Source organism: Desulfatitalea tepidiphila (genome assembly GCF_001293685.1).
GTDB lineage: Bacteria > Desulfobacterota > Desulfobacteria > Desulfobacterales > Desulfosarcinaceae > Desulfatitalea > Desulfatitalea tepidiphila.
On sequence record NZ_BCAG01000007.1, the window covers coordinates 143,551 to 168,105 of the forward strand.

At 61.8% G+C, this 24,555-nt stretch carries 24 protein-coding genes and 1 riboswitch; of the genes, 11 read left to right on the top strand and 13 right to left on the bottom strand.

What is annotated here, in order from left to right; translation table 11 throughout:
- Nucleotides 1–90 precede the first annotated feature (90 nt).
- The 3 genes from DFT_RS24520 to DFT_RS27090 all read right to left on the bottom strand — a co-directional run bounded on the left by DFT_RS24520 (nucleotide 91) and on the right by DFT_RS27090 (nucleotide 3,168).
- Nucleotides 91–1,539 (bottom strand): tryptophanase, encoded by a 1,449-nt coding sequence (locus DFT_RS24520; RefSeq protein WP_054034390.1) that lies wholly within the window; start codon nucleotides 1,537–1,539, stop codon nucleotides 91–93.
- Between the two features lie 85 nt (nucleotides 1,540–1,624).
- A complete protein-coding gene (locus DFT_RS27085) occupies nucleotides 1,625–2,545 on the bottom strand; it encodes an aromatic amino acid ammonia-lyase (protein WP_054034392.1) in 921 nt (306 codons plus the stop codon).
- On the bottom strand, nucleotides 2,542–3,168 hold the full coding sequence (locus tag DFT_RS27090; protein ID WP_054034394.1) for an aromatic amino acid lyase: 627 nt from the start codon (nucleotides 3,166–3,168) through the stop codon (nucleotides 2,542–2,544). The genes DFT_RS27085 and DFT_RS27090 overlap by 4 nt, the downstream gene beginning before the upstream one ends.
- Before the next feature lie 645 nt (nucleotides 3,169–3,813).
- Here DFT_RS27090 and DFT_RS24540 point away from each other — a divergent pair.
- From DFT_RS24540 to DFT_RS24560, 5 genes are all read left to right on the top strand, one after another.
- Entirely contained in the window at nucleotides 3,814–5,058 is a 1,245-nt protein-coding gene (locus DFT_RS24540) for a beta-ketoacyl-[acyl-carrier-protein] synthase family protein (RefSeq protein ID WP_054034397.1), read from the top strand.
- Nucleotides 5,051–6,319: a beta-ketoacyl-[acyl-carrier-protein] synthase family protein gene (locus tag DFT_RS24545; protein ID WP_054034398.1), complete on the top strand. Its 1,269-nt coding sequence runs from the start codon at nucleotides 5,051–5,053 to the stop codon at nucleotides 6,317–6,319. Before DFT_RS24540 ends, DFT_RS24545 begins: the two co-directional genes overlap by 8 nt.
- Nucleotides 6,319–7,824: an AMP-binding protein gene (locus tag DFT_RS24550; RefSeq protein ID WP_054034399.1), complete on the top strand. Its 1,506-nt coding sequence runs from the start codon at nucleotides 6,319–6,321 to the stop codon at nucleotides 7,822–7,824. Before DFT_RS24545 ends, DFT_RS24550 begins: the two co-directional genes overlap by 1 nt.
- 33 nt (nucleotides 7,825–7,857) lie before the next feature.
- On the top strand, nucleotides 7,858–8,493 hold the full coding sequence (locus tag DFT_RS24555) for a class I SAM-dependent methyltransferase (protein ID WP_054034401.1): 636 nt from the start codon (nucleotides 7,858–7,860) through the stop codon (nucleotides 8,491–8,493).
- Between the two features lie 169 nt (nucleotides 8,494–8,662).
- Nucleotides 8,663–9,544 carry a glycerophosphodiester phosphodiesterase gene (locus DFT_RS24560; RefSeq protein ID WP_054034403.1) on the top strand — a complete coding sequence of 294 codons (882 nt, stop codon included), beginning with the start codon at nucleotides 8,663–8,665 and terminating at the stop codon, nucleotides 9,542–9,544.
- Here the strand turns inward: DFT_RS24560 and DFT_RS24565 are convergent.
- Entirely contained in the window at nucleotides 9,508–11,358 is a 1,851-nt protein-coding gene (locus DFT_RS24565; protein ID WP_235506323.1) for a YgiQ family radical SAM protein, read from the bottom strand. The genes DFT_RS24560 and DFT_RS24565 overlap by 37 nt on opposite strands.
- Nucleotides 11,359–11,914: 556 nt before the next feature.
- Between DFT_RS24565 and pyrR the strand changes: the two genes are divergently transcribed.
- Nucleotides 11,915–12,448 carry a bifunctional pyr operon transcriptional regulator/uracil phosphoribosyltransferase PyrR gene (gene pyrR / locus DFT_RS24570; RefSeq protein ID WP_054034405.1) on the top strand — a complete coding sequence of 178 codons (534 nt, stop codon included), beginning with the start codon at nucleotides 11,915–11,917 and terminating at the stop codon, nucleotides 12,446–12,448.
- Between the two features lie 10 nt (nucleotides 12,449–12,458).
- Nucleotides 12,459–12,959: a MogA/MoaB family molybdenum cofactor biosynthesis protein gene (locus tag DFT_RS24575; RefSeq protein ID WP_054034407.1), complete on the top strand. Its 501-nt coding sequence runs from the start codon at nucleotides 12,459–12,461 to the stop codon at nucleotides 12,957–12,959.
- A gap of 29 nt (nucleotides 12,960–12,988) precedes the next feature.
- On the opposite strand, the gene DFT_RS24580 is transcribed toward DFT_RS24575, so the two are convergent.
- The gene (locus DFT_RS24580) at nucleotides 12,989–13,762 is read right to left on the bottom strand and encodes a glycerophosphodiester phosphodiesterase (protein WP_054034409.1); all 774 of its coding nucleotides are present in this window, start codon (nucleotides 13,760–13,762) and stop codon (nucleotides 12,989–12,991) included.
- A gap of 370 nt (nucleotides 13,763–14,132) precedes the next feature.
- On the opposite strand from DFT_RS24580, the gene DFT_RS24585 reads away from it, so the two are divergent.
- A complete protein-coding gene (locus DFT_RS24585; RefSeq protein ID WP_054034411.1) occupies nucleotides 14,133–14,870 on the top strand; it encodes an MltA-interacting MipA family protein in 738 nt (245 codons plus the stop codon).
- A gap of 103 nt (nucleotides 14,871–14,973) precedes the next feature.
- Here the strand turns inward: DFT_RS24585 and DFT_RS24590 are convergent, their stop codons facing one another.
- From DFT_RS24590 to DFT_RS24625, 8 genes are all read right to left on the bottom strand, one after another.
- Nucleotides 14,974–15,666: an energy transducer TonB gene (locus DFT_RS24590; RefSeq protein ID WP_054034413.1), complete on the bottom strand. Its 693-nt coding sequence runs from the start codon at nucleotides 15,664–15,666 to the stop codon at nucleotides 14,974–14,976.
- Complete coding sequence (locus DFT_RS24595) at nucleotides 15,663–16,073, bottom strand: ExbD/TolR family protein (RefSeq protein ID WP_054034415.1); 411 nt, start codon at nucleotides 16,071–16,073, stop codon at nucleotides 15,663–15,665. The genes DFT_RS24590 and DFT_RS24595 overlap by 4 nt, the downstream gene beginning before the upstream one ends.
- Nucleotides 16,070–16,717, bottom strand: a complete 648-nt coding sequence (locus DFT_RS24600; protein WP_054034417.1) for a MotA/TolQ/ExbB proton channel family protein — start codon at nucleotides 16,715–16,717, stop codon at nucleotides 16,070–16,072. The genes DFT_RS24595 and DFT_RS24600 overlap by 4 nt, the downstream gene beginning before the upstream one ends.
- A 16-nt stretch (nucleotides 16,718–16,733) precedes the next feature.
- Entirely contained in the window at nucleotides 16,734–18,734 is a 2,001-nt protein-coding gene (locus tag DFT_RS24605; protein ID WP_054034419.1) for a TonB-dependent receptor, read from the bottom strand.
- Nucleotides 18,735–18,892: 158 nt separating this feature from the next.
- A riboswitch (cobalamin riboswitch) is annotated at nucleotides 18,893–19,095 on the bottom strand.
- Nucleotides 19,096–19,145: 50 nt separating this feature from the next.
- On the bottom strand, nucleotides 19,146–19,958 hold the full coding sequence (locus DFT_RS24610) for an ABC transporter ATP-binding protein (protein WP_054034421.1): 813 nt from the start codon (nucleotides 19,956–19,958) through the stop codon (nucleotides 19,146–19,148).
- 10 nt (nucleotides 19,959–19,968) lie between these two features.
- Nucleotides 19,969–20,979 carry a FecCD family ABC transporter permease gene (locus DFT_RS24615; protein ID WP_054034423.1) on the bottom strand — a complete coding sequence of 337 codons (1,011 nt, stop codon included), beginning with the start codon at nucleotides 20,977–20,979 and terminating at the stop codon, nucleotides 19,969–19,971.
- Nucleotides 20,976–21,893, bottom strand: a complete 918-nt coding sequence (locus tag DFT_RS24620; RefSeq protein ID WP_054034425.1) for an ABC transporter substrate-binding protein — start codon at nucleotides 21,891–21,893, stop codon at nucleotides 20,976–20,978. The genes DFT_RS24615 and DFT_RS24620 overlap by 4 nt, the downstream gene beginning before the upstream one ends.
- 46 nt (nucleotides 21,894–21,939) lie before the next feature.
- Complete coding sequence (locus tag DFT_RS24625) at nucleotides 21,940–22,578, bottom strand: hypothetical protein (RefSeq protein WP_054034427.1); 639 nt, start codon at nucleotides 22,576–22,578, stop codon at nucleotides 21,940–21,942.
- A 521-nt stretch (nucleotides 22,579–23,099) separates the two neighbouring features.
- On the opposite strand from DFT_RS24625, the gene DFT_RS24630 reads away from it, so the two are divergent.
- The 3 genes from DFT_RS24630 to DFT_RS24640 all read left to right on the top strand — a co-directional run bounded on the left by DFT_RS24630 (nucleotide 23,100) and on the right by DFT_RS24640 (nucleotide 24,550).
- On the top strand, nucleotides 23,100–23,756 hold the full coding sequence (locus tag DFT_RS24630) for an HAD family hydrolase (protein WP_054034429.1): 657 nt from the start codon (nucleotides 23,100–23,102) through the stop codon (nucleotides 23,754–23,756).
- Nucleotides 23,757–24,085: 329 nt separating this feature from the next.
- The gene (locus DFT_RS24635; RefSeq protein ID WP_054034431.1) at nucleotides 24,086–24,280 is read left to right on the top strand and encodes a hypothetical protein; all 195 of its coding nucleotides are present in this window, start codon (nucleotides 24,086–24,088) and stop codon (nucleotides 24,278–24,280) included.
- A gap of 3 nt (nucleotides 24,281–24,283) precedes the next feature.
- Nucleotides 24,284–24,550 (top strand): OsmC family protein, encoded by a 267-nt coding sequence (locus DFT_RS24640; RefSeq protein ID WP_161807247.1) that lies wholly within the window; start codon nucleotides 24,284–24,286, stop codon nucleotides 24,548–24,550.
- Nucleotides 24,551–24,555: the final 5 nt, after the last annotated feature.

Here is a 24,555-nt window from a genome sequence, read left to right on the forward strand (position 1 = left end):
GGAAAACGTCGCCTCCCACAGGGGAGTATAGGAACGCCCGGTTCCGCACCGGTCCAGCGGATCGGTGCGGAACCGTTGACCATTAGATTCTCAGCATTGATCGCCGAAGTCGGCCTTGAAGGCCTCCACGATGTTGCTTCCCCAATCCTCTCCCATCGGTTCCAGTTTGCCGAAGAAGAAGCGCATCACCGGCGGCTCCTCCACGAAACGCAGGCCGCCGATCAGCTCTCTGTGGCGGTGGAGCCAGGCGACCCGCTCGGCCACGTATTCGATGTGGCCGATGGTAAAGGCGCGGCGCGGTATGGCGAGACGCACCAGCTCCATTTTGGCCGTGATTTCGTTGCCGTCCCGGTCGCGGTCCTCGGACATGGTGCCGCGCTCGACGCCGCGCGCGCCGGAAGCCAGGTACAGGGCGGCATTGAGCGCCTCGGCCGGATACTGGAGCGGCGGCACATGGGGCAGGAAGGCCCGCGCGTCCACGTGGCAGGCCAGGCCGCCCGGCGGGGTGACGACCTGGACGCCCAGGGCCTGCAACCGTTCGGCGAAGTACTGGATCTGTTCCGGGCTGCTGCCCGCCACTTCGGTCTGGGTCATCTCTTCCAGGCCAACGGCCATGGCCTCGATCTCCTTGGTGGACATGCCGCCGTAGGTCGAAAAGCCTTCATACACCGGCAGCCAGGTGAGCAGCTGGTCGAAATGGGGTTTGTTGTTGGTGGCGATGAGGCCGCCGCGCGCGCCGCCGCTCTTGCGGCCGGACATGTAGAAGATGTCCACCATGGCCATCATCTCCAGCAGTATGTCCTGGATGGATTTGTCCGCATAGCCGGCCTCGCGCTTCTGGATGAAATAGGCGTTCTCGCCGATGAGGCTGCCGTCGAGGATCAGCAGGATGCCGTGCCGGGTGGCGATCTCCCGGACGTCGCGCAGGTTCTGCATGGAGAAGGGCTGGCCGCCGATCAGGTTGGTGGTGGCTTCCATGCGGATGAAGGCCACGTTTTCGGCGCCGTGATCGTCGATGGCCTTGCGCAGCTTGTTCAGATCGATATTGCCCTTGAAGGGGTTGTCGCCGCCCGGCACCATGGCGTCGTCGGCCACCAGGTCCAGGATATGGGAGCCGACCAGGTCCACATGGATCCGGGTCGAAGGAAAGTGATAATTGGTGATGACGACCTGGGTCGGCTGGACGAAAACCTTGGCGAGCAAATGTTCGGCCGCCCGTCCCTGGTGGACCGGCAGGGTGTGCGCGTAGCCGAATATCTTCTCGACCACTTTGGCCAGTTTGAAGAAGCTCTCGGAACCGGCATAGGCATCGTCGGCCACCATCATGGCGGCCAGCTGATTGTCGCTCATGGCATTGGTGCCGCTGTCGGTCAGCATGTCGAGAAAAACTTCCCGGTTGGGCAGCAGAAAGGTGTTATACCCCACGGCCCGCAGGGCTTCGAGGCGTTCGGCGACCGGTATGAGGTTGATCTTCTGAACGATCTTGACCCGGTGCATCTCTACCGGAACGCGCCTGCCGTCGGACAATGTGATGATCATGGAATTCTCCTTGTGATGGGGGTTATCGACTGCGTCTTCGCAGATCTACTCGGTCGTTACGGATAGTTCGACAATGTGCCGGGGGTTACCTGGGGAACAGCGCGCGCGCATCGATGGCCTGGGTCAACTGCCTCAGGTCGTGATCCAGGCGGCGGTCGGCGGTAAGTACCGGCGACCGGGCGCGCACCGCTTCGAGCAGTCGCACGGCGCCGGCCGAGAGCCGGGCCGGATCGCGCAGGGCGGCCGCGTTGGAGAGGGCCACGAGCAGCGCGGAGAGCACCTGTTGCAGCAGGGTGATCACCTCCGCGGCATTGAGTGCGGCATTGAGGCCCATGCTCACCTTGTCCTGGTTGTTGGCCTCAGTGGGCCGCGACAGCACGGTATCGGGCGCCGAGCGCTGGGTGGCCAGGGCGGTCAGGGCGCTGCTGGTGATCTGCAATGCCTTGACCCCGCACCCCTCGTACGCCACCAGGGTTTCGGGCAAGCCTTCGTTAAGGCGGGCGTCGAGCAGCAGGGCGAACTGGCGGTCCAGCAGGTCGGCCACCGAGGCGGCGGCGATCTTGAGCAGGTCCATGGCCAGGGCCACGTGGCCGCCGTAGAAATTGCCGGCAAAAAGGGTTTCTCCGTTCTCCAGGTCCACGATGGGATTGTCGTTGACGCTGTTGAGTTCGCGGTGGAGGACCTGGCGCACCCAGGTGAGGCTGTCCCGGGCGGCCCCGATCACGTGGGGCGCGCAGCGGATCGAGTAGGGGTCCTGAATGATGCGCCCCTCGTGTTTGCCGCTGTCGATGAGCCGGCTGCCGGCCAGGGCGGATCGGATGGCGCCGGCCGATGCGATCTGGCCGGGGTGGTGCTTGAGCTGATGGGCGATGGGGGCAAAGGCCTGGGAGCGGCCGAACATCACCTCGGCGGCCAGGGCCGCGGCCGACTCGCAGGCCGCCAGGGCGTGTTCCAGGCGCACGGCTCCGATGGCGCCGATGGCCGTCATCACCGCCGTGCCGTTCATGATGGCCAGGGACTCCTTGGGGGCAAAAGGTGAACGCCCAGGCCGGCGCGCTCCAGGGCCTCGGCGGCCGGCAGGATGTCGCCCTGGTAGTAGACCTCGCGTTCCCCGGCCAGCACGGCCGCCACATAGGAGAGGGGCGTCAGGTCCCCGGACGCGCCCACGGAGCCCAGCTTGGGGATGACCGGCACGACCCCCTGGTTGAGCAGCCCGCACAGGGCTTCGAGGAGCTCGGGCGGCACGGCCGAATGGCCTTTGGCCAGGCTCACGATGCGGGTAAAGACGATGGCGCGCGCCTCCTGCTCGGAAAACATCTCGCCGAGACCGCAGCCGTGCTGGCGGATGATCTGGTAGGCGAACGCCTGGAGGTGGTCCGGATCCACGGTGCGATGCGAGCTGTAGCCCACGCCGGTGGAGACGCCGTAGATGCGGTGCCCGGCGGTGAGGGAGCGCTCGAGAATCTCCCGGCTTTTGCGCAGCTTTGCCATATAGGCCGGATCCTGCGAGAGCCGCACGCGGCGCCCCTCGAAGGCCACCGCGATCACCTCATCGATCGACACATCGCCGTCCGATAAGACGATCTCGTGTTGCAGGGACCCGGGATTCGGGTCGCGCGTTGCTTTCATTGGGTCTCCTTGATTCTGTGGTCGGGCCATGGGGCGGGTTCGAATTTGCTGCCGCCGAATCTATGCCAAAACGCCCGATGCGTGTCAATGGGCGCGCTGGCTTGCCAGGGATTCTAACTGAATGCTAATCATTAGTGCCCATCCACAAATGTCCAATTGGCCCGATATCGGTGTTGCGCGAAAAATTTGATCCTCGGAATATCGACCATATGCCTGCGGTTAAATTTTTCGCGCGCCTTGATCTCGACCCAATTTGCCTATTTGTGGACGGGCACTCATTAAACCAGGCGTGGGTAAGGCAGTTGGCCGATGCCACACGCCAAGCGGTCAAGTGCCGGCAAAATGCACGACGGGCGGCCCAGAAACTCGCTGCGCTCAAACAGTCTGGGCCGCTTGTCCGCCGTTTGCATTCGACCGGCACTACACCGCATGGCTCACATGGCCCTGGCCACCTGCCATATCCATTGCAATTCGAAGTTTTTTATCAAACAACTTCTGTAATGCATGCCCTTCCAGGCGAATCACATGCAGTTGAACTGCTGCTATCTAATGCGGCCTTTCCACACCCGTCTTGACACTCCCGGGCGCATTGGACTAATTCTGCTCCGTCAGGAAAAAGATGGCTATTTCAATGCGTGGAGACCCATGACACAAGAACGCGTCGTCGTCACCGGCCTGGGAACCCTCAATGCCGCGGCCGGCAGTGTCGCCGACTTCCGCCGGGCGCTGCTGGGGGGCGTGTGCGGCATCGGACCGGTGACGGTGTTCGATACCGATGAGTTCCGCACCCACACCGGCGGACAGGTCAACGGCTTCGATCCCCGCCGATCGATCCCCAAGCCGCTGTCCATCAAGCGCATGTCCCGTTCGGATCAACTGGCCATGGCGGCGGCTTTAGAGGCGTTGGCCGATGCCGGGTTGTGGCCGATGCCCGAGGCGCTGCGGCATGATACCGGGGTGATCATCGGCGGTGGGGCCGGGGGCATGCTGGCCTGCGAGGCGGAATACGACCATTGGCTCAAGGGCGACCGCCAGCCGGTCTATTCGCGCTTCGCCGCGTTCTGCTGCGCCAGTTCGGCCGACCACATCGCCACCCAATTGGCGCTGATGGGCCCCAAAACCACCTTCATGACCGCCTGCTCGTCGGGAGCCACGGCCATCGGTTTTGCACGGGACATGATCCAGTCGGGCCAGGCCCCGTTGATGATCTGTGGCGGCACCGAACCGCTGTGCCGCATCACCTATGCCGCCTTCAACGCCCTGCAGGCCGTGGACCCCGAATTCTGCAAGCCCTTCGACCAACACCGCTTGGGCATGTCCCTGGGCGAAGGGGCCGGAATTCTGATTCTCGAAGCCCTGTCCCATGCCCGGCGGCGGGGCGCCCGCATCCTGGCCGAAGTGCTCGGCTACGGGGTGAGTTGCGATGCCCATCACATGACCGCGCCGGACCCCCAGGCCGGCGGGGCGGTGCTTTGCATTCGGGCAGCCCTGGAAGACGCCGGGGTAACAGCCGGGCAAGTGGATTACATCAATGCCCACGGCACGGCCACGCCGGCCAACGACGCCATGGAGAGCCGCGCCATTCGGGAGGTGTTCGGCGAGCGGGCCGGGGTCGTGCCGGTCAGTTCCACCAAGTCCATGACCGGCCACACCCTGGGAGCGGCGGGCGCCATCGAGGCCGTGGCCTCGGTGCTGGCCATCGCCCACGAATTCCTGCCGCCCACGGTTCATCTGCACACACCGGATCCGGCCTGCGACCTGAACCACGTCATCGGCCGCGCCCGGCGGGCGGATGTGAAGGTGGTCCTCTCCAACTCGTTTGCCTTCGGAGGCAACAACACCGCCTTGATCCTGGGAAAGTTCACCGAAAAGGGGATCGGCCATGCATAAGCGGGTGGCCGTTACCGGCGTGGGCGTTGTGACGCCCCTGGGCACAGGGGGGCCGGCCTTCTCAGCGGCCCTCTTCGGCGGCGCCACGGGCATCGCCCCCATCGACCGGTTCGATGCCGGGCGCTTCTCTTCCCGGCTGGCCGCCCAGATCAGGGGGTTTACCCCGCGCGACTTTATTTCCCCGGCCACGCTGCGACGCATGGACCTCTTGTCCCAGATGGCCACCGCTTCGGCCGTGATGGCCCTGGCGGACGCCGGGCTGCAGATGAAGGCCGCCGAGCGGGACCGGGTCGGGGTCATCGTGGGCACCTGCTTCGGGGGTACCGACGTGGCGGCCCAGTTCGGCCGTGCGCTTTTCACCGAGGGGCCCCGGCGCGCCAACCCGATCCTGGTGCCCAACACGGTGATGAACGCACCGGCCGGCCATGCGGCGGTGGAACTGGGGCTGCGCGGAGTCAACGCCACGGTCAACCACCGCGAAGCCTCGGCCGAGGCCGCCCTTGGCTACGCGGCGGAAACCATCGCCCGGGGCCGGGCCGATGCGGTCCTGGCGGGCGGGGGCGATGTGCTGTCCGAATTCTGCTTCGAGGTGCTGAGCCACTTCAAGGCCATGTCTCCCCAGGACGGGGAAGCGGAGGCGGTGCGGCCCTTCGACGCGCGGCGCAACGGTCCGGTCATCGGCGAGGGGTTCGGTCTCGTGTGCCTGGAAGATCTGGAGAGGGCCAGGTCGCGCGGCGCACGGATCTATGCCGAGATCCGCGGCTGGGGCATGAGCAGCGCGCCGGCGCCTCACAATGACTGGCCCGCGGACCCGGAGGGGCCGGTGCTCGCGATCGGACGGGCGCTTGCGGCGGCCGGTATCGACGCCGGGGCTATCGATGCGGTCTGTGCCAGCGCCAACGGCGGCCGTCGACTGGACGCCCTGGAGGCCGACGCTTTGATCCGGGTTTTCCCGCCGGGCCGGCAGCGCCCCCTGATCACCTCTCTCAAAGGCGCCCTGGGAGAGAGTTTTGCCAGCGGCGGCATGCGGGCCGCGGCGATGGCGCTGGCATTGAAAGAGGGGTGCCTGCCGCCGACCGTGGGCCTCGAAACGCCCATGGCGGACCTGAACTTCGTTCGGGAGCCTCTGAACACATCTCTTGGGCATGTGCTGGTCAATGGATTTGCCTCCGGCGGCACCTTCGCCACCGTTGTTCTGAGCCGGCCCGATGCGGACGAGGACCAACCGGCAAGACCAACCGGTCAACGGCGGATGCGGTAATGAACATCGGAGATTGGATCTACAAGCGGGCGCGAACCTATCCGTCGCGGCCATTTTTGACGCAGGATCGGTTGACCCTCGACAACCAGACGTTCGCCGCCCGCGTGGATCGAATGGCCCGGGTCTTCGCCGCCCTGGGGATTGCCAAAGGCGATCGGATCGCCACCTTGATGGTCAACTCCAGCGCTTTTCTGGAGCTGTTTTTCGCCTGCGCCAGGACCGGCGCCATGATCGTACCGCTCAACGTCAACCTGGCCGCGCCGGAACTGGTGAGCATCCTCGGCGATTGCGACCCGAGGGTGCTGATCTATTCCGCGCCGCGATTCGATACGACGGTCGAAGCGATTCGGGAGCACCATCCGGACATCATGTACCGGCCGCACGGCGATGCCGCCATGCCGGCGGCCACCGCCTTTCCGGAACAGAACGGCGCCCCGGCCGCGGCCCTCGGGACTGACGCGTCCGTTGCCCCCTGCGACCCCCTGCTGATCATGTACACCTCGGGAACGACGGGCAGCCTCAAGGGCGCGGTGCTGACCCATGAAAATTTCCTCTTCGGCGCCATTCATTCGCTGATCAGCTACGGCCTCGACGCCCGTTGCAAATCCCTGGTGGTGGCGCCGTTGTTTCACATCGGGGCCCTGGCCGCATCGGCCACGCCGGTGATCTATGCGGGGGGATCATTGGTGATCCGGGATTTCGACAACCCGTCGGACATTCTCCATCTGATCGTCCGGGAAGAGATCAATTACATGTTCGCCGTGCCGGTGATGTTCAAGATGATGGCCAAGTCGCCCGCCTGGTCGGACGCCGATTTCTCCCGGGTCCGATTTTTCATCGCCGGCGGCGCGCCCATGCCCGTGGCGCTGATCCGCAAATACCAGGAGGAGAAAAATGTCGACTTCGCCCAGGGATACGGCATGACCGAAACCTTGCGGTTGACCTCCCTGGACCTGGCCGACGCACGGGAAAAGGCCGGCTCCATCGGCAAGGAGGTGTTCCACACCCTGCTGCGCCTGGTGGACTCCCAGGGCAAGGAGGTGCCCGACGGCGAAGTGGGAGAAATCATCGTCAAGGGCCCCACCATCTTCGCCGGCTATTGGCGACGACCGGAGGCCACGGCTCAGGTGATGCGCCGGGGATGGTTTCACACCGGGGACCTGGGCCGGCGCGACGCGGAAGGGTTCGTCTACTTAGAGGGGCGAAAAAGCGAGATGATCATTTGCGCCGGGGAGAACATCTACGCGGTGGAGGTGGAACAGGCCATCGAGACCCTGCCCCAGGTGGCCGAGGCGGCCGTCATCGGCGTGCCCGACGACCAGCGCGGCGAAGTGCCGGCGGCCTTCGTCGTCCTTAAGAAAGAGGCCCGCCTTACAGCAGTGGATCTCACCGCCGCCCTGCAGGGAAGGATCGCGGCCTATAAAATTCCACGGAAGATCCGCTTCATGGAGGCCCTGCCGCGCAACAGCGCCGGCAAAGTGGTCAAGCGGGAGTTGCGCATTTGAAAGCATGTAACCAAAAGTGAGACGATCAGCACCATGCCCAGGACAGCCCCCTTTGAAAAACACGCGGATCACTATGATCAGTGGTTTGAAGACAACAGCGACATCTATCTTGCCGAATTGGAGGCCGTGCGGCAGCTCATGCCGTCCCATGCCGCCAATGGTTTGGAAGTCGGCGTCGGCTCAGGCAAGTTCGCCGCGCCGTTAGGTATCCAGACCGGTGTGGAACCGGCGGAAGAGATGGCGGCCCGGGCCGAAAAGCTCGGCATCCGGGTCTATCGCAACGTGGCCGAGGCTCTGCCGTTCACCGATGCCGCCTTCGACTTCGTGCTGATGGTCACCACCATCTGTTTCGTGGACGATATCCAGTTGTCTTTCCGGGAGGCGTTCCGGGTCATCCAACCCGGCGGGTGCATTCTCGTGGGTTTTGTGGACCGAGAGAGCGAACTGGGCCGACGCTATATGGACCGACGCGATGAGAGCCTCTTTTACAAGGACGCCACTTTCTTCTCCTCGCAAGAGGTGCATGATTATCTCATTCAGGCCGGTTTCGAGGACTTGACCGCCCGGCAGACCCTGATTCCAGGTGAGCCGAAGGAGACCATCGAAGACGGCTTCGGCAAGGGGGCCTTCGTCGTTCTTAGGGGTTTGAAGTCAAAGTCATTAGCTTAAGCGGTTGCCGGGGCGGGCGTAAAGCCCGCCCCTACAAAATTTGGGTGGCAACACAGGCGGTTGCCATTTACCGATGGCGTAGGGGCGGGGTTTAACCCCGCCCGTATGGAAACCTGGACGCCTTAAGCAAACGACATTGAGTTTGAAATCATAGTGAAAGGCTTCTAATATGGTGCTTAAATGGATTGCCGTGGGTGCAACGGTCCTGCTGGCCGCCATGATCGGCGGCTGCGCCACGCCGCCCTACGTGCAAAGCCTCGATACCATCCTCGATCAGAAGATCAACTTCAACCGCATCCGTTACCAATACATGTGCACCGCCGGCGCCCATCGCGGGGCATCGGTGGACCACCGGGAAAACACCCTGGCCGCGCTCGAGGCCGCAGACCAGGACGACAAATACGCCTTTATCGAGTTCGACGTACAATATTCCAAAGACGGCCGTATCGTGGTCTATCACGACAAACGAATGCTTCGCCTGTTCCGCAGCCTGAAGGCCATCGGCGAAACCGACTTTAGCGACCTGGCCGCATTGTCCAACGGCGAGATCGTGACCTACGACCAGGTCATGGCCGTGTTGAAAAAGAAGCTCAACATCGAAATCAAATCCCAGGGCGACCTTCTCGAAGATCAGCGCCTGGTCGATGAGATCGTCGCCGACATCCGGCGCCGGGACCGTGAAAAGGACGTTTTGATCAGCTCCATTTCCAGCGATGTGGTCAAGTACGTGAGTCGAAAATATCCGGAGATTCCCACCGGCCAGGTCTTCTGGCTGACCTCGTCGACCTACCTGCATTTCGACCAGTTGACCCGGAAACTGTACGAGGATATCGACGCTTCCCGGGCCGACTATCTCATGCTGCATGTCGCCAACCTGCGCAACATCGAAGATCTGATCAAATACAAGCCCAAGGGAAAGACGATCGTCTTCTGGGATTTCGACGACACCATCTTCATCGTCCACAAGGACGCCTCCGACCGCCTCTGGGGCCATTCCGGAATCCGGACCTATTTTCAGCTGCTGCGCTTTAAGCTGGCATCGTTGCTCTGACCCGGCGCGCGGCCTCTTTTTTTGCCTCTACCCGGCGCCGGCCGACGCGGCTTGGATCCGGACGATCCCTTCACGAGAACGGCCTTTTGCTCGATCTTGCGGCGCAAACTTCTTTCGACGAACACCGGCTCTCCGGTGAAGGGATCCTTGCCCGTGCAATACATCAGGGTGGCGTAGTTGGAGGGCGAAGGGGTGAAAATCTGCACCTGTTCGGGCACCAGGCGCAGTTCGCGGCTGGCGTATTCTCGCAGTTGGCGCATCTCTTCGAGCGTGCAGCCGGGGTGGGCGGCCATAAAATAATAGGTGAGAAAGCACTTGGCTGCCAGCTGACGGTTGCGCTGTTCGAACAGGCGCACGAACGCGTCCAGGTAGCGGCGTCCGGGCTTGCCCATGCGTTGGAGCAGGGGATCGCTGATGTGCTCCGGAGCGATCTTGAGCTGTCCGGAGATGTGGTGCCGCAACAGGACGTCCAGGTAGGCTGTGCCAGCGTGACGGTCTTCGAGAATCAGGTCGTAGCGGATTCCCGATGCCACGAAGACCTTGCGCACGCCGGGGATGGCGCGCAGGGCCTCCAGCAGCTCGATCTGGGGCCGGTGGTCCCGGATCAGCCGCCGGCAAACGGCGGGAAAGAGGCATCCCTTCTGGGGGCAGGGCGCGTGCGGGTCGGTCCGGCCGCACCCCATGGCGTACATGTTGGCCGTGGGACCACCCACGTCCGAGACGATTCCCTTGAAGTCGGGATGCCGGGTGAAGGTGTCGACCTCCCGGACAATGGCCGCCGGCGTGCGGGATATCACCCGGCGCCCCTGGTGCACGGCGATGGCGCAAAAACGGCATTCTCCGAAACAGCCGCGGTGGGTGGTGACCGAAAACTGAATCGTATCCAGGGCGGCCACGCGTCCGGCCCGGGCGTCATGGGGATGCACGGCCCGGGTGTAGGGCAGGGCATAGACCGCATCGAGGACCTGGGGGGTGGGCGGCAGGGCCGGCGGGTTGTGCACCAGATAGCGGGTGTCCTGCTGCTGCACCAGGCGCCGGGCAGTGGCCGGCTCGGCATGGACGTAAAAGAGGCCGAACATGCGGCTGTAAGATTCCCGGTCGGCCGCCACGTCGGCATGGGGCGGCAGGATCACATCGTCGCCGGGAAATCGGGAATCCGCTTCGGGCACCTCGCGGCGAATATAGCACAGGCCGCGCAAACCAGTGACGTCGGCCCGGTCACGCAAGCCGCGGGCCAGCGCTACGACGCTCTCGTCGGCCATGCCGTAGAGCAGGTAGTCGGCCTTGGCGTCGAACAGGATGGATCGCCGCACGTTGTCGGACCAGGCATCGTAGTGGGAGACGCGCCGCAGGCTGGCCTCGATGCCGCCCAGCACGATGGGCCGGGTCTGTTTGAAATGGCGCCGGATAAGGTGGCTGTAAACCAGCACCGCCCGGTCGGGGCGCCGATCGTTGACCCCGCCGGGGGTCATGTCGTCGCTTTTGCGACGCCGTCCCGACGGGGTGAAATTGGCGATCATGGAATCGACGCTGCCGGCCGTGACGCCCCAGAAGATCCGGGGTTCGCCAAGGCGGGTGATGTCGCGGCCGCTGTGGGGGTCGGGCTGGGCGATGATGCCCACCCGGAATCCGGCCGCCACCAGCGTGCGGCCGATCAGGGCCACCCCGACATGGGGCGCATCGATGTAAGCGTCGCCCGTGACAAGGATCACATCCAGGGGGCGCCAGCCCAGGGCGTCCATTTCCTCGGCGGTGGCCGGCAGGAAGGCCGGTTGGTGTAAGGTGTGCGTCATGATGGTGGTTTCTCGCTCCAAAAAGCGCCATCCTATGCCATGCCCCGGTGCACGTCAATCCTCGCCCCAGGGGACCGGCGATTTCGACTGAGGCTGTTCCTTATACCCGGCATGGGTGGGGCAGGTGGCCGATGCCACACGCCAAGCGGTCAAGTGCCGGTAAAATGCACGGCGGGCGGCCCAGAAACTCGCTGCGCTCAAACAATCTGGGCCGCTTGTCCGCCGTTTGCATTAAACCGGCACTAGGACCGCAGGCGTATGTGGACCTGGCCACCTGCCCCACCCATGCCTGCCATGACCGTTGGCATGCGAAGTTTATATCCAACAACTTCTGGAAAGCATGCCCTTCAGGTTGCATCACATTCAATAAGGATCGCTGCTATGAGACCGGCGATTCTATTCAAACGGTTTTTGTAGAAAAACGCCTGCTATGTGCGGCACGCCCACGCATAAGTTGTTGCCAACCAGGCACGGCATGGTATATGAGGTGGTATATCCATTGATTCCAATAGGCTGGCGTCGTCTCTGATTTTTTCACCAACCGTCGGAAACCATCCGAGCAGCGGGGAAATTTGCCATGGAAAAGAGCCAAACCCTCCTGGAAGCAGTTGAGATCGACCGCATTCTCAAACGCATGGCCTACGAAATTCTGGAAAAGCACAAGGGCAACAACATGGCGCTGGTGGGCATCCATACCCGCGGCGTGTTCCTGGCCCGGCGCCTGCGGGACAATATCCGCGCTTTCGAAGAGACCGAGGTGCTGGTCGGCGAGATCGATATCACCCTGTACCGCGACGATTGGACCCAGTTGAGCGCCCAACCGGTGGTCAAAACCACGGATATCCCCTTTTCGGTCGAGGGCAAAAAAATCATTCTGGTCGACGATGTGCTCTACACGGGCCGCACCATTCGCGCGGCCATGGATGCGATCATCGACTACGGCCGCCCGGCCCGCATCGAACTGGCCGTGTTGATCGACCGCGGCCACCGTGAACTACCCATCCAGAGTACCTATACGGGCCACTGCGTGCGCACCGAACCCTCCGAGACCGTCAATGTGATGCTCAAGGAGTGCGACGGCGAGGACCGGGTGGTCCTGGAAAAAAGTTGAGGCATCGATCATGGGACACCACGAACACCGTGCCGCGGCGCCCGAATCTGTGAGTGCTGCGGTCTTGAGCGTATCGACCACGCGAACCCTGGAGACCGATACGGCCGGTCAGTGGATCGCCAAACGCGCCGAGCGCGAGGGTCACCGCGTGGTGGCCCACCAGGTGGTCCCCGACGACCGGGACGCCATTCGAGAGGCCCTGCTGCACATCATCGCCGATACGGCTCCCCAGGCGGTCATCGTGACCGGCGGCACGGGCATCACCCCCAAAGACGTCACCATCGAGGCGATCCGGCCGCTGTTCAACAAGGAACTGACCGCTTTCGGCCCAATCTTCGCGCAACTCAGTTTCGAAGAGATCGATTCGGCCGCCATCCTTTCGCGCGCCACGGCCGGCATCATCGGCGCCTGCGTGGTGTTCTGCCTGCCCGGAAGCCTGAAGGCCTGCCAATTGGCCTGCAAGGCTTTGATTTTCCCTGAAATTGGACACGTCTGCAGCCATGTACGATAGTGCCCGTCCACCATTGGCCGATTTGCCCGCTATCCTCTCTGCCGCCCCAAATATCCGGTGAGCCAACCGGGCCGATCGGTGAGAATGGCATCCACACCCAACCCCAGGGCCTTTTGCACCTGTGCCGCCGTGTTACAGGAATAGGTGCAAACCCTCAGGTTGCGATCCGCGGCCCAATCCACCAGCCGTTGGGAGAGCCGGCCGATGGGCACGTCGATGGCCCACAGAAAGTCGACCTCCTTGTCCGCGAGACGCAAGACGGTTTCGGGTTGCCGCCCCGGCACGTTATAGACATAACGCCATTGGGGGGCAAGGCCATGGGCCAGGCGCAACAACGCCAGATCGAAGCAGAGCACAAAGATATTGGCCGGCGGCGTCCCATGGGGCAGGTTGGCCAGTTGGGCCACCACCTGGTGCGTCAGACGATGGTTGTCAACTTTGGGTAGCGCCTTGATTTCGATCAGCAGGCGGGTTCGGGTGGCGAACCGGGAGAGGGTCTGCTCCAGGGTCAGCAACGGCTCGCCGGTAAAATCGGCATGAAACCATCGGCCCCAGTCGAGCTCGGCCAACTGTGGGGCGGTCATCTTCGCCACACGGCGCCGACGGCGCATGATACGCCACAGGGTCGCATCATGATAGATCACCGGCACGGCATCGGCGCTCATCTGCACATCGAGCTCGATGCCGTCGATGGGGTAGGCCAGCGCCCGGTCGAATGCCGAACGGGTATTTTCAGGGGCTTCATCTCGCGCACCACGGTGGGCGACGAGCCATGGGACGCCATCCTGGGCATAATTTCGCATTCCGACCATCCTCTTTTTAGTCTGAAGTCAACCGCAACGAGCAAAACAAATATGTATTTTTATGCTAAATTAACTACATTTTTGTTTTTTTACTATACAATAACAATTAGCGTGCATAGGTACCGATTTTATGTTAACGAATTGATATTTTTTGCAATAAACATTTCTTCCAATCGCCCTAAGCCGGGTTGGCGCGCAACTTGCTTCGAATGGGATCAACTGTCGTCGGAAATGTGGGCCGCTGGATTGCGCTGGAAAGGAGGTGACACCGCCGCTCGAACGTTCCCACGATCGCCAGGCGCGACGCCGGTCGGCACGCCATATCATCATAACAACCCGTTAAATTTTACAATGAGGAGAACCACACACCATGAAACGACTTATTCCTGTTATCGCTTTGGCAATGGTTTTGACAAGTAGTACGATTTGGGCAGCGGATGCAACCCTGAGCATGGATGTCAACTCGGCATACGTATGGCGCGGCATCACTTTCAATGACGGCGTGGTGGCCCAACCGAGCATCGACGTCACCAACGGCAGTTTCGGTGTCAATGTCTGGGGCAATTTCGACCTCGACGACTATGACGACACCCTGGATGAAAACGAATTCTCCGAAGTCGATCTGACCGTCTACTATGGCTTCAGCGTCCAGAGTCTCGACATCACCCTGGGTCTGATCGAATATCTGTTCCCGGTAGCCAGCGGCAGCACCCATGAGGCCTACGTGAGCCTCAGCCATCCGATCATCGGCGGCCTGTCCGTAGGAGCCGACTTTTACTACGATTTCGATGAGGTGGATGGCTACTATGCCGATCTGGCGCTCACCTATGCCATGGATCTGGCGGAAAAGCTCAGCTTAGAGATCGGTGCCCGCGCAGGCTACGCGGACGAGGATTTTGCCGAGTACTACGGCGGTACGGACAGCGGCCTTTACGACTACACCCTGTCCTTGGGCGTGTCTTATGCCCTCACGGAAGCATTGAGCCTGGGTGCCAACATCAATTACACAGATTCTCTGGATGACGATGCGCTGCCGGACGACGGCGAGTACGGCTCGGGCGTGGACGTCAACACCTACGGCGGCATCAGCATCGCTTATACCTTTTAAACACCAACTTCCTGTTTTGCCGGCCTCCGCGGCAAAAAGCCCCTCCTTATGCCCTCGGGATGCGGACGAACCGCCGCATCCCATCTTTCTTTTTGGACAGGGCTTAGCGCAGCTCAAACCGAACCGGCACCCGGACCCACATCTCGATGGGCCGCCCGAAACGGCGGGCCGGTTCGAATCGCCACAGGCCCACGCTTTTAACGGCGCTACGATCCAGCATGGCATAGCCGCAGCTCTCGGCCAGCCGGACCTGGGCGGCACGCCCCTGCCGATCCACGAGCACATCGAGCCGCACGGTGCCCTGGTAGTTTCTTCGGCGGGCCACGGCCGGATACACCGGCGGCGGGTTCAGGTGGTAGAGGGGGACCGATGCCTGAACCTCGGCCTGGTCCGGACCCGGCATTTGGGCCTCTGCAGAAGGGGAGGCATTTTCCGGCGATGAGGCTCCGGCCGCCGGTTCTACCGGTGTCGGTTGCGTCTGCGATACCTGGGAGGCGGCCGGTTCCGGAGTGGGCACCGCCATGGGGGCCGGTTCGGGCCTGGGGAGCGGTTCGGGTTTCACCGGCGGCGCCTTCTTGGGCACCAGTGGAGCCATCGGCGCGATGGGATCGGGTGCATCCACCGGCAACGGTCGAACCGGTTTGGGAGCGGCGGGCGCCGGTACCTGGACCAGGGAAATGGTGATGGTGCGGTTTTCGTGCATGGCCATGACCGGCGGCGTGGCTACCAGATCGAGTTTGAAAAAAACCGCGTGGCACGCCAGGGCCATCAGCACGGGAACGATCCAGCGCTTCATGGCGTCCTCTCGGATTCGGCCTGCAGGCTGATGCGGGTCAGCCCGGCCCGGCGCACCTCGTCGAGCACCCGGAACAGGGTCTGGTAGGGCAGATTCCGGTCGGCAAAGAGCAGCACCCCGGTTTCACGCTCGGCTTCGGTGCGTTGCCGGAGCAACGCTGTCAGGTCGGCCAGAGCCACCGGCACCTTGTCGACAAAAATGTCGCCGCCGGCCGTTACGGTAATCGATACCGGCGCGGTCCGGTCCAGCTCGGCCGACGACGATGTGGGCAGGGCCACCGGCAGCCCCTTGTGCACGGCCATGGAGAGCATGGCGTAAATGAAAACCACGAGCAACAGGAAGACCACATCGATGAGCGGCAGCATCTCGATGCGCGGCGATCGGGTTTCGATGGGTTGAATCTTCATGGCTCGGTCGGATCTTCTGTTTTCAATCTGAAGGAGACTTGCCCATGCACCAGCTTTTCATACACGATTTCCAGGCTGGTGGCGTACTTTTCGATCTCCAGGGTGGCCCGCCGCACCTTGGAATTGAAGTAGTTGAATGGAAACACCGAAAAAATGGCGATGGCCAGTCCGGTGGCCGTGGTGATCAGCGCCTCGGCCACACCTGCGGTGACCGCCTCGGGATGATCGATGCCGCTGGCGCCAAGCATCTCGAACGAGGTGATGATGCCGGTCACCGTACCAAAGATGCCGAGCAACGGCGCCACGGTAATCATGGTGTCGAGCACGGTCATGGTGCGCCGCATGCGCTGGATTTCGTCGGCCGCGGCCGACTCCATGGCCTTGACCATGGAAAATTCGCGGTGCAGGATGCCGGTCACCAGGATGCGCACCACAAAATCGCGGCTGCCCATGGTCTTGAGCCGCACCGCTTCCCAGTTGCCCGAGCGGCACAGCTCCAGCACCTCGTCCACCAGGGCCGGCTTGCGCTGCAGGCCGATCCGGATCCAGAAAATGGCCCGCTCGATCACCACAGTAAGCACGATGAACGAGCAGGCCAGCAAGGGGTACATGACCGGCCCGCCGCTGCGAAAAAATTCGTTCATACTGGCCCCCAAAAACCTATATGGACCCGAAGCGGGCGGTCACGCCGGCCAGGACGTTGAATTCGGGCGAGGGGTAGTAGCCGGGGATATTGGCCCAGTTCAGCCCGCCGTAGGAGGCGTAGTCCTCATCGAAGATGTTGTTGAAATTGACAAAAAATCCAAGCCAACGCCAGTCATATTTGATCTTGGCATTGACCACCGTATAATCGTCCTGCTTTGAAAAAGCATTGTTGAAATCGCTGATCAGATAGCGGCTGCCCGTATAAATGCCATCGACACCCAGAAAGAGTCCCATGTCGAAAGCATAGCCCAGATTGGCCGAAATCCGATTCTCCGGTACATTGGGAATTGCGCTGCTGTCATATGCGCCGCCATCGATTTCGGTCTTCATGTGGGTGTAAGCGGCCCCGGCCAGCCATCCTTTGTATGCGTAGTCCCACCTCACCTCGATCCCCTGGCGAACGGTATCGCCGTCAAGGTTTTCATTGGCGCCGAAACCGAATGGGCCGCCGGCGGGATTGTAAAAAATCTCATCCTCGGTTTCCAAACGGAAAATGTTGACGGCGAAGGTCATGCCGTCGATCAGGCCGAACATGGCCCCCACCTCGATATTGTTGGACTTCTGAGGCTTCAAACCAGTGGCCGCTGAATTATCGATGAAATTGAAAATTTCATCGAGCACCGGATACCGGAAGCTGGTGCCATAACTGGCATAGGCCTTGGCAATGCCGAAGGCGTAGTTGATGCCCACGGTCCAGGATTCTTCATCGAATTTTTTGTCATCCTGGGAGCCGGAGGAGAAACTGTAATCGGCGCGCTCGTAACGGTATCCGCCGGAAAGCGTCAAGTGACGGGTGACGTCGAGATCGTCTTGAACAAAATAGCCGATATTTTCCCGTTTCAGTTCATAACTGGATGCCCCGGTAAAAGAGGAAAAGTTATCGATATCCTCTTCAAACCAGGAAAAATCGCCTCCCATGATGAGCCGGTTGGAAACCTCGCCGAAATCCTCCTGAAATGTAAACCTCGGCGAAACGGCAATGGTTTCAATTCGGGTGTCACCGTTAAAATAGCCGCCGAAAAAAGAGGCATACTGGTCCACCGAGCGCTTTCGATAGGAGAGATCCAAACGAAAGGCGTCGTTGGTGAGGAAAAAAAGCTCAAGTCCGCTTTTGGCATAGTAGTCTTCGGTGTCGGCAAAATCATCGGGATGGACCGTGTCGGTCGGCTCGGCGCCGGCATCGATGTCGGTTTGCAGCAATGCGCCGGGAAGGCCGGTTTCGTCCTTGTGGTAACCCCCGCTCAAGTCAATACTGACCGACTCGCTGGGGTCGATCCGCAGGGTGGCGCCAACATCTTTGGCTTCGGTTTGACTGTTGTCCCGATACCCATCCGAGTCCAGATAGGTGGCCGACATATCGAAGGACCAGATATCCTTGGCGCCGCTGAAGCCGGCCGAGCCTTTATAAGTCTCATAGCTGCCGTATTGCGCGGCGACTCGACCTTCGAGGCCGGTGCCCGTCTTGGTAATGATGTTGATCACGCCTCCAGTGGCATTGTCGCCATACAGGATCGTTCCTCTCGAGCCCGGCAGCACCTCTATGCGTTCGATACGATCCAATGGAATCAGGGTCCAGTCCGTACCGCTCAGATCGGCCTGATTGATCCGGCGGCCATCGACCATGACCAGTAGATTCTGTTGCGCCACTTCACCGAAACCTCGCAGGTCAACGATGTAGGCACGCTGGTTCCCCCCGATATCGCTGACATGCAATCCGGCCGACGACAGTACCTCCGGCACATTTTTGGCGTTGGAACGTGCGATCGTTTCCGCATCGATCACCGTCACATGGGCCGGCACTTTGGCTGTCGGCTCCGCCTCCCGGCTGGCCGTCACCACCACCTCTTCCATCGCCACTTTCGTTTCCTGCGATTCGGTCTGTTCCGCCTGGACCGAGCCCCAGGCACCCCCGGTCAATATCAACGCCGCCGCAACCACTTTCATCACACCGTGCATCTTCTCGTCCTCCGTTTCAGGCGCTTTAAGCAAAGCTTACCAAGCATCGCCCCGTGGTGGTCCGGCATAAAAAATCCCGGACCGATGAAACCCTCGATCCGGGATGTCCCTTTTTATCCGCTCGATCCGTTCGGCCAATGGTGGTCCTCGCCATGCAACTGGCCACATTTGTCCAGGCAGGTCTTCTGACTTCCCCGCCCCACACGCGGCCTTCCCATCCATATCGAACAGTGGCACACAGGGCGCATGGGGTCCCCGATGCGTTCTGCATCGGGCGGGGTCACAGCGGCGGGCCCGTCCCCGATTTTCACGGGGTTCCCTCTTCAGCTCCGGCAGGAGCACCTGAACATACAATATGCACATGGCCCTAACGTATTTGAGAGGCGATTGTCAAGACGGCAGAAGTCGACGCTATCGATTCAGATACCTGCCCGGCACAAGGTGGACGGAGGGATAGTCCCCCAGGGGACTTTTGTCCACGAGCAGGGTACAGCCATAGACCCGTTCGAGCAGATCGAAGCGCAGCACCTCTGCAGGCGGGCCGATGCCGGCAAGGCGGCCCCGATCGAGCAACAGGAGTCGGTCCGCATACATGGCCGCGAGGTTCAGGTCGTGGGAGACCATGACCACGGTCATGCCCTCTTCGGTCTTGAGCCGTGCCATGAGATCCATCACACGCACCTGATGGGCCAGATCCAGAGCCGCCGTGGGTTCATCGAGCAGCATGATCTCGGGCTGCTGGCAGATGGCCCGGGCGATGAAGACCCTTTGACGCTCGCCGCCGCTGAGTTGATCCAGGCGGCGGTCGGCCAGGTGGGCCACGCCGGCCAGTTGCATGGCTTCCCAGGCCTGTGTCAGATCCTGTTCGCCTTCGAAGCCGAGCATGCCCAGATGCGGGGCGCGGCCCATCATCACTACCTGAAGCACGGTGAAGGCAAAGGTGACCGGCACGCTCTGGGGCACATAGGCCATGCGGCGGGCCAGCTCCCGGGCGGTGTAATCGCCTATCGCACGAGAATGGACCGCGATTTGACCGGCCTGCACGGTCAGCAGCCCGGCCGTCAGCTTGAGCAGGGTGGTCTTGCCCGATCCGTTGGGGCCGATGATGATGAAAAAGCCGCCCGTCGGCACCTGAAAGCTCAGGTCCGCGAGCACCGCCTGCCCGTCGAAGGCATGGCCCACTGCCCGGACTTCTACGGCTATGGATTGGGGGGGGTCAGCCATCGTTCCACTTTCAGCCGTTATTGGACTTACGCAACAGATAGATGAAGAGCGGCGCTCCGATCATGGCCGACACCACGCCCACGGGCATTTCGCCCTGGGAGGGGAGGGTGCGGGCCAGCACGTCGCATACCACCATGAAAGCCGCCCCGCCGAGGATGCAGGCCGGTACCAGCACCCGATGGTCGGGGCCCAGGATCAAACGGAGCATGTGGGGCATCACCAGCCCCACGAACCCCACCAGGCCGCAGTAGCTCACGGTGGCGCTGACCATCAGGGAGGTGACGGCCAACAGCAGGGCTGTGGTGCGCCGGATGTTGACCCCCATGCTGTGGGCCATGTCGCTGCCCAGGGCCAGCAGGTTCATGGCGTGGGAACGCATAAAAATGAGCACGAAACAGGGAATCACGGTCAGGGCCAGCCCGCCGACTTTCGCATTTGTGGCGGCGGCCAGGTCTCCCATGAGCCAGAAGATGATGTTGTGCAGCCGGCTGTCCTGGGCCATGGAGACCAGGAACATGATCACCGCCGCGCAAAAAGCGTTGACCATCACCCCGGAGAGCAAGAGGGTGTTGGCGCGCACGAACGAGCGACCCGGGGCCATTAGAAACAGCACGCCCAGGGTGGCCAGGCTGCCGGCAAAGGCACTCAGCCACACGCCGGGAAAGCGGGCCAGGCCCATGAGGATGCCGATGATGGCGCCGATGGCCGATCCGCCCGAAACCCCCAGGATGTAAGGTTCGGCCAGGGGATTGCGCAGCAGGGCCTGAAACACCAGGCCGCCCAGGCTCAGGGTGGCGCCGAGCAGGGCCGCCAGCAGCACCCGCGGCAGGCGCAACCGCCAGATGATGTCATGCAGCAGCTTGTCCTCGCCGCTGCCGGCCAGGCTCCGCAGGACCGCGCCGAATCCGCCCCCGGTGGAGCCGGCGCCCAGTCCGAGATACAGCGCCAACAGCAGCACGGCGGTCAGGAGCCCCAGCACCACCACCATGCGCCGGGTGACGGAAGTAGCGGCGTTGGTCATGGCCGTGCCTCGAACAGGTTGGGATGGATCAGGCCGGCCAGCACTTCGAGGGCATCGACCAGCCGGGGCGAAGGCCGGTCGAACAGATCCGGCGGGGCGATGAACACGGCATTCCGTCGGACGGCCGGAATCACCGGCCACTGCATCCATTCGGCCTTGACCTGCTCGAAGACCGCATCGCGGGCCATCGAGGAGATGACGATCACCTCCGGCGCCAGGGCGATCACCTGTTCCCTGGAAAATCGCGGGTAGGGGGTAGGCCCGGCCGCCAAATTGGTGCCTCCGGCCATTTCGATCAGGGTATGAATAAAGGTGGAACTGCCCACCGAAACGATGGGAGAGATACCGATTTGAAGAAAGACGCCGGGCCGTAAGGGCGTCTGGGCCACCTTCGCTTCCACCCGGACGATGCGTTGCCGCATGTCAGCCACCACGTCCCGTGCCACGGCCGCCGCATCGATCAACCCACCGATGGCCTCGACGCTCTGCATCACGGTTTCCAGGTCGAGTGGGTTGACCGCGAAGACCGGCAAACCGAGCGCTTCCAGCTGTTCGACCGCGGCAATGGGATTGCCGTCCTTGACCGCGATGCACAGGTCGGGCCGCAGGGCCACGATGCGTTCGACATCCAGATGGATATAACTGCCGATCTTGGACAGTTGTTGGGCCGCGGGCGGGTAGTTGCTGAAGCGCGTCACCCCGGCGAGCCGATCTTCCCGGCCCAGGGCAAAGACGATTTCGGTGACGCTGGGTGCCAGGGCCACAACCCGGCGGGGATCATGGGGCACGTTCACGATCCGTCCGGTGAGATCGACCACTGTCCGCATCGGCGTCTTCTCCGCCGGCGCCGCGCCGGCCAGGGCAATCACCAGGACGGCGGCGATACCGGCAATATGGCGCAGGACCCGGTTCATAAAAAGGCCGCTCCTCTGAAAGATGCCAATTTATTTTGGAATTGCATCATCGCTGCAATCGCCAGACGTGTCCGGAGCTCAATTTGGCCTGGACGTAAACCTGCTGTTCGATGGTCAGGGATTGCCGCCCGGCGCGCAAGGTGAAAAAGGTTTCGCTTCTAGAAGAGCCTGACGTACCGCCCGTGGGAATCACCCGGCGAAAAAGGAAGGCGACGACCTGATCGCCCAGCTCGATCAACTCCACGTCGCCGGCCCCGGTGTCGTGGTCGATGCGCAGCCGGTTGTTGTTCAAATAGAGGCGCAGGGTCTCCTGATGGCGGGTGCGGTTCACGGGATCGTAAAAGTCGGCGGCCATCAACAGGTTGCCGTAGTAGTCCACATCCACATCGGCCCGGACCTCGAGACGGCCGTACTCCACGTCCCGGGGATCGGAAATGCTCCGGCAAAAAAAGGTGTCGGCCGTACCGCGCCAATCCCCTGCCAACGATTTGAACAGGGTAACCGTCTGCCGATGCTCGTCGGGGGTGAGCTCGCGTGTTTCGATGGGGTCGTAGCTCTTTTTGCCGCTCAGGGTCGTGGGCGACGAGGAGAGGCACTCCTGGGCCAGGCCCATGGATACCGGCAGCAGACACCAGGCGAAAAATCCTAAAAGCATTTTCGGCCACTGATAGCTTTTACGCCTCATCGATCCATTCTCCAGTATTTCTTGAATGCCCATCGCCGGAAACGGCACGGCGGTGGCATGCTCTGCGCGGGATACTACGGCCAGGCCGAGAGGTTTGTCAACCGCCGGCTTGGACCGGCAGCAGTTCTATTTGAATGTGATGCATCAAACCCGGCGCGGGTGGGACAGGCGGCCGATGCCACACGCCAAGCGTTCAAGCGCCGTTAAAATGCACGGCGAGCGGCCCAGAAACTCGCTGCGCTCAAACAGTCTGGGCCGCTTGTCCGCCGTTTGCATTCAAACAGCAGTAAGACCGCTGGCGTATATGGCTCTGGCCACCTGCCCCACCCACGCCTGATATGAACGTTGCGATGCGAATGTCGTTAGCAGACCATTGATAGAAAGCATGCCCGGCAGGAAAATCACATTCAATAAGACCTACTGTTTGGCCAGCCGCGCACTTGCCCTGATCCGGCGAACACGTTATAAGATACGGCCATAAATTCAATGCGATCAGGATGGACGCCCCAGGACATTGCCCCATGGGATACAAGGCTGTCATTTTCGACTTGGATGGGACCCTGCTCGACACTCTGGACGACCTGGCCGCCGCCGCCAATCGGGTGTTGAAGTCGAACGGGTATCCCACCCATGAGCACGATGCTTACCGTTGGTTTATCGGCCATGGATCCGCCGTTCTCATGGAACGGGCCCTGCCGCCGGAACGGCGCTCACCAGAGATCATCTCGGCCTGCCTCGGGGAGCTGCTCGACGACTACAACCGCAACTGGCACTGCGTCACCCGACCCTATGACGGCATCGGCGAACTTTTGGCCGACTTGCTGCGCCTCCACCGCCCCATGGCCGTGGTCACCAACAAACCCCACCACTTTACAGGTCAAATGATCCGGTACTATTTCCCGGAGGTGCCGTTTCAGGCCATTCTCGGGCAACGGGACGGTGTGGCCAAAAAGCCCGATCCGGTGCAGGCGCTGGCCGCGGCCCGGGCCATGGTCGTCGCTCCGGCGGCATGCGTCTTTCTTGGGGACAGCGCCGTGGACATGGAGACGGCCAGAAGGGGAGGCATGCTGCCGGTGGGGGCCGGTTGGGGCTTCCGGCCAAGGGCTGAACTGGTCGATGCCGGCGCCGTTCGGGTGCTCGACCACCCGCTTGAGCTCACCGACCTGCTGGACCCCTAGGTTGACGACATCGTAAGAAGGCCAATATCTGCGTTGCGCTCATCCCGTGGTCCTTGCGGCGTACAACAATTACGCCTCAGGACACAGAATTTCGCGCGCCTTGATCTTGAACTTCTTACGCTGTCGTCTATCAACAACTTCTTACGAATAAATCCATTTTGATGAACCCGACTGAATTGACCTCCGCCGTTCACAGCAAATTGGATCCGCGGGCTGACACATCTGCAAACATGCCTTATTTTCAATTTATCTTTTGAACCATATCCGTGTCCGTCCAAAAACATGCCGATTGGCCATTTCTGGATGGACATCTACCGAAGGAGGCTGCCATGGGAGAGTTGGTGCATCGATCTGAAATCGTGATCACACGGGAAAAAGGCCCTACGCGCAAGGCCATCATCAAGGGATTTGACGAGCCGGTCTACTACGGCGTACACGGGGGCATAAAAGGCTTTTACCGCATCGAACCCGAAGAGGAGCACGCGGCCACCCTGGATCATCTGGTGGGTGCCGTGGGCGGCTGAATGATGGGGACATTCGCCACGTTGCTGGCGAAAAGCAAAATCGCCACCCCCAAGGACCGGTTTCGGGCCGATGTGAGCGGCGACATCGAAAACGTTGACGGGGTGCTCAAAGTCACGCGCATCGACGTAAAATATACTTTAAGCCTGGCGCCTGATCAGCGGGCGGGCGCGCAAGCGGCCTTCGAGGCCTACCTGCCCCACTGCCCGGCCGCCCAGAGCGTTATTGCGGCCATAGAGCTGCATCATACCTTGGTGCTTCAGGACAAATAGGGCAC

What these genes read in the sequence shown, in the direction of transcription:
- DFT_RS24520 (WP_054034390.1), bottom strand. Translation starts at nt 1,539, where the DNA reads ATGATCATCACATTGTCCGACGGCAGGCGCGTTCCGGTAGAGATGCAC.
- DFT_RS27085 (WP_054034392.1), bottom strand. Translation starts at nt 2,545, where the DNA reads ATGAACGGCACGGCGGTGATGACGGCCATCGGCGCCATCGGAGCCGTG.
- DFT_RS27090 (WP_054034394.1), bottom strand. Translation starts at nt 3,168, where the DNA reads ATGAAAGCAACGCGCGACCCGAATCCCGGGTCCCTGCAACACGAGATC.
- DFT_RS24540 (WP_054034397.1), top strand. Translation starts at nt 3,814, where the DNA reads ATGACACAAGAACGCGTCGTCGTCACCGGCCTGGGAACCCTCAATGCC.
- DFT_RS24545 (WP_054034398.1), top strand. Translation starts at nt 5,051, where the DNA reads ATGCATAAGCGGGTGGCCGTTACCGGCGTGGGCGTTGTGACGCCCCTG.
- DFT_RS24550 (WP_054034399.1), top strand. Translation starts at nt 6,319, where the DNA reads ATGAACATCGGAGATTGGATCTACAAGCGGGCGCGAACCTATCCGTCG.
- DFT_RS24555 (WP_054034401.1), top strand. Translation starts at nt 7,858, where the DNA reads ATGCCCAGGACAGCCCCCTTTGAAAAACACGCGGATCACTATGATCAG.
- DFT_RS24560 (WP_054034403.1), top strand. Translation starts at nt 8,663, where the DNA reads ATGGTGCTTAAATGGATTGCCGTGGGTGCAACGGTCCTGCTGGCCGCC.
- pyrR (WP_054034405.1), top strand. Translation starts at nt 11,915, where the DNA reads ATGGAAAAGAGCCAAACCCTCCTGGAAGCAGTTGAGATCGACCGCATT.
- DFT_RS24575 (WP_054034407.1), top strand. Translation starts at nt 12,459, where the DNA reads ATGGGACACCACGAACACCGTGCCGCGGCGCCCGAATCTGTGAGTGCT.
- DFT_RS24580 (WP_054034409.1), bottom strand. Translation starts at nt 13,762, where the DNA reads ATGCGAAATTATGCCCAGGATGGCGTCCCATGGCTCGTCGCCCACCGT.
- DFT_RS24585 (WP_054034411.1), top strand. Translation starts at nt 14,133, where the DNA reads ATGAAACGACTTATTCCTGTTATCGCTTTGGCAATGGTTTTGACAAGT.
- DFT_RS24590 (WP_054034413.1), bottom strand. Translation starts at nt 15,666, where the DNA reads ATGAAGCGCTGGATCGTTCCCGTGCTGATGGCCCTGGCGTGCCACGCG.
- DFT_RS24595 (WP_054034415.1), bottom strand. Translation starts at nt 16,073, where the DNA reads ATGAAGATTCAACCCATCGAAACCCGATCGCCGCGCATCGAGATGCTG.
- DFT_RS24600 (WP_054034417.1), bottom strand. Translation starts at nt 16,717, where the DNA reads ATGAACGAATTTTTTCGCAGCGGCGGGCCGGTCATGTACCCCTTGCTG.
- DFT_RS24605 (WP_054034419.1), bottom strand. Translation starts at nt 18,734, where the DNA reads ATGCACGGTGTGATGAAAGTGGTTGCGGCGGCGTTGATATTGACCGGG.
- DFT_RS24610 (WP_054034421.1), bottom strand. Translation starts at nt 19,958, where the DNA reads ATGGCTGACCCCCCCCAATCCATAGCCGTAGAAGTCCGGGCAGTGGGC.
- DFT_RS24615 (WP_054034423.1), bottom strand. Translation starts at nt 20,979, where the DNA reads ATGACCAACGCCGCTACTTCCGTCACCCGGCGCATGGTGGTGGTGCTG.
- DFT_RS24620 (WP_054034425.1), bottom strand. Translation starts at nt 21,893, where the DNA reads ATGAACCGGGTCCTGCGCCATATTGCCGGTATCGCCGCCGTCCTGGTG.
- DFT_RS24625 (WP_054034427.1), bottom strand. Translation starts at nt 22,578, where the DNA reads ATGAGGCGTAAAAGCTATCAGTGGCCGAAAATGCTTTTAGGATTTTTC.
- DFT_RS24630 (WP_054034429.1), top strand. Translation starts at nt 23,100, where the DNA reads ATGGGATACAAGGCTGTCATTTTCGACTTGGATGGGACCCTGCTCGAC.
- DFT_RS24635 (WP_054034431.1), top strand. Translation starts at nt 24,086, where the DNA reads ATGGGAGAGTTGGTGCATCGATCTGAAATCGTGATCACACGGGAAAAA.
- DFT_RS24640 (WP_161807247.1), top strand. Translation starts at nt 24,284, where the DNA reads ATGGGGACATTCGCCACGTTGCTGGCGAAAAGCAAAATCGCCACCCCC.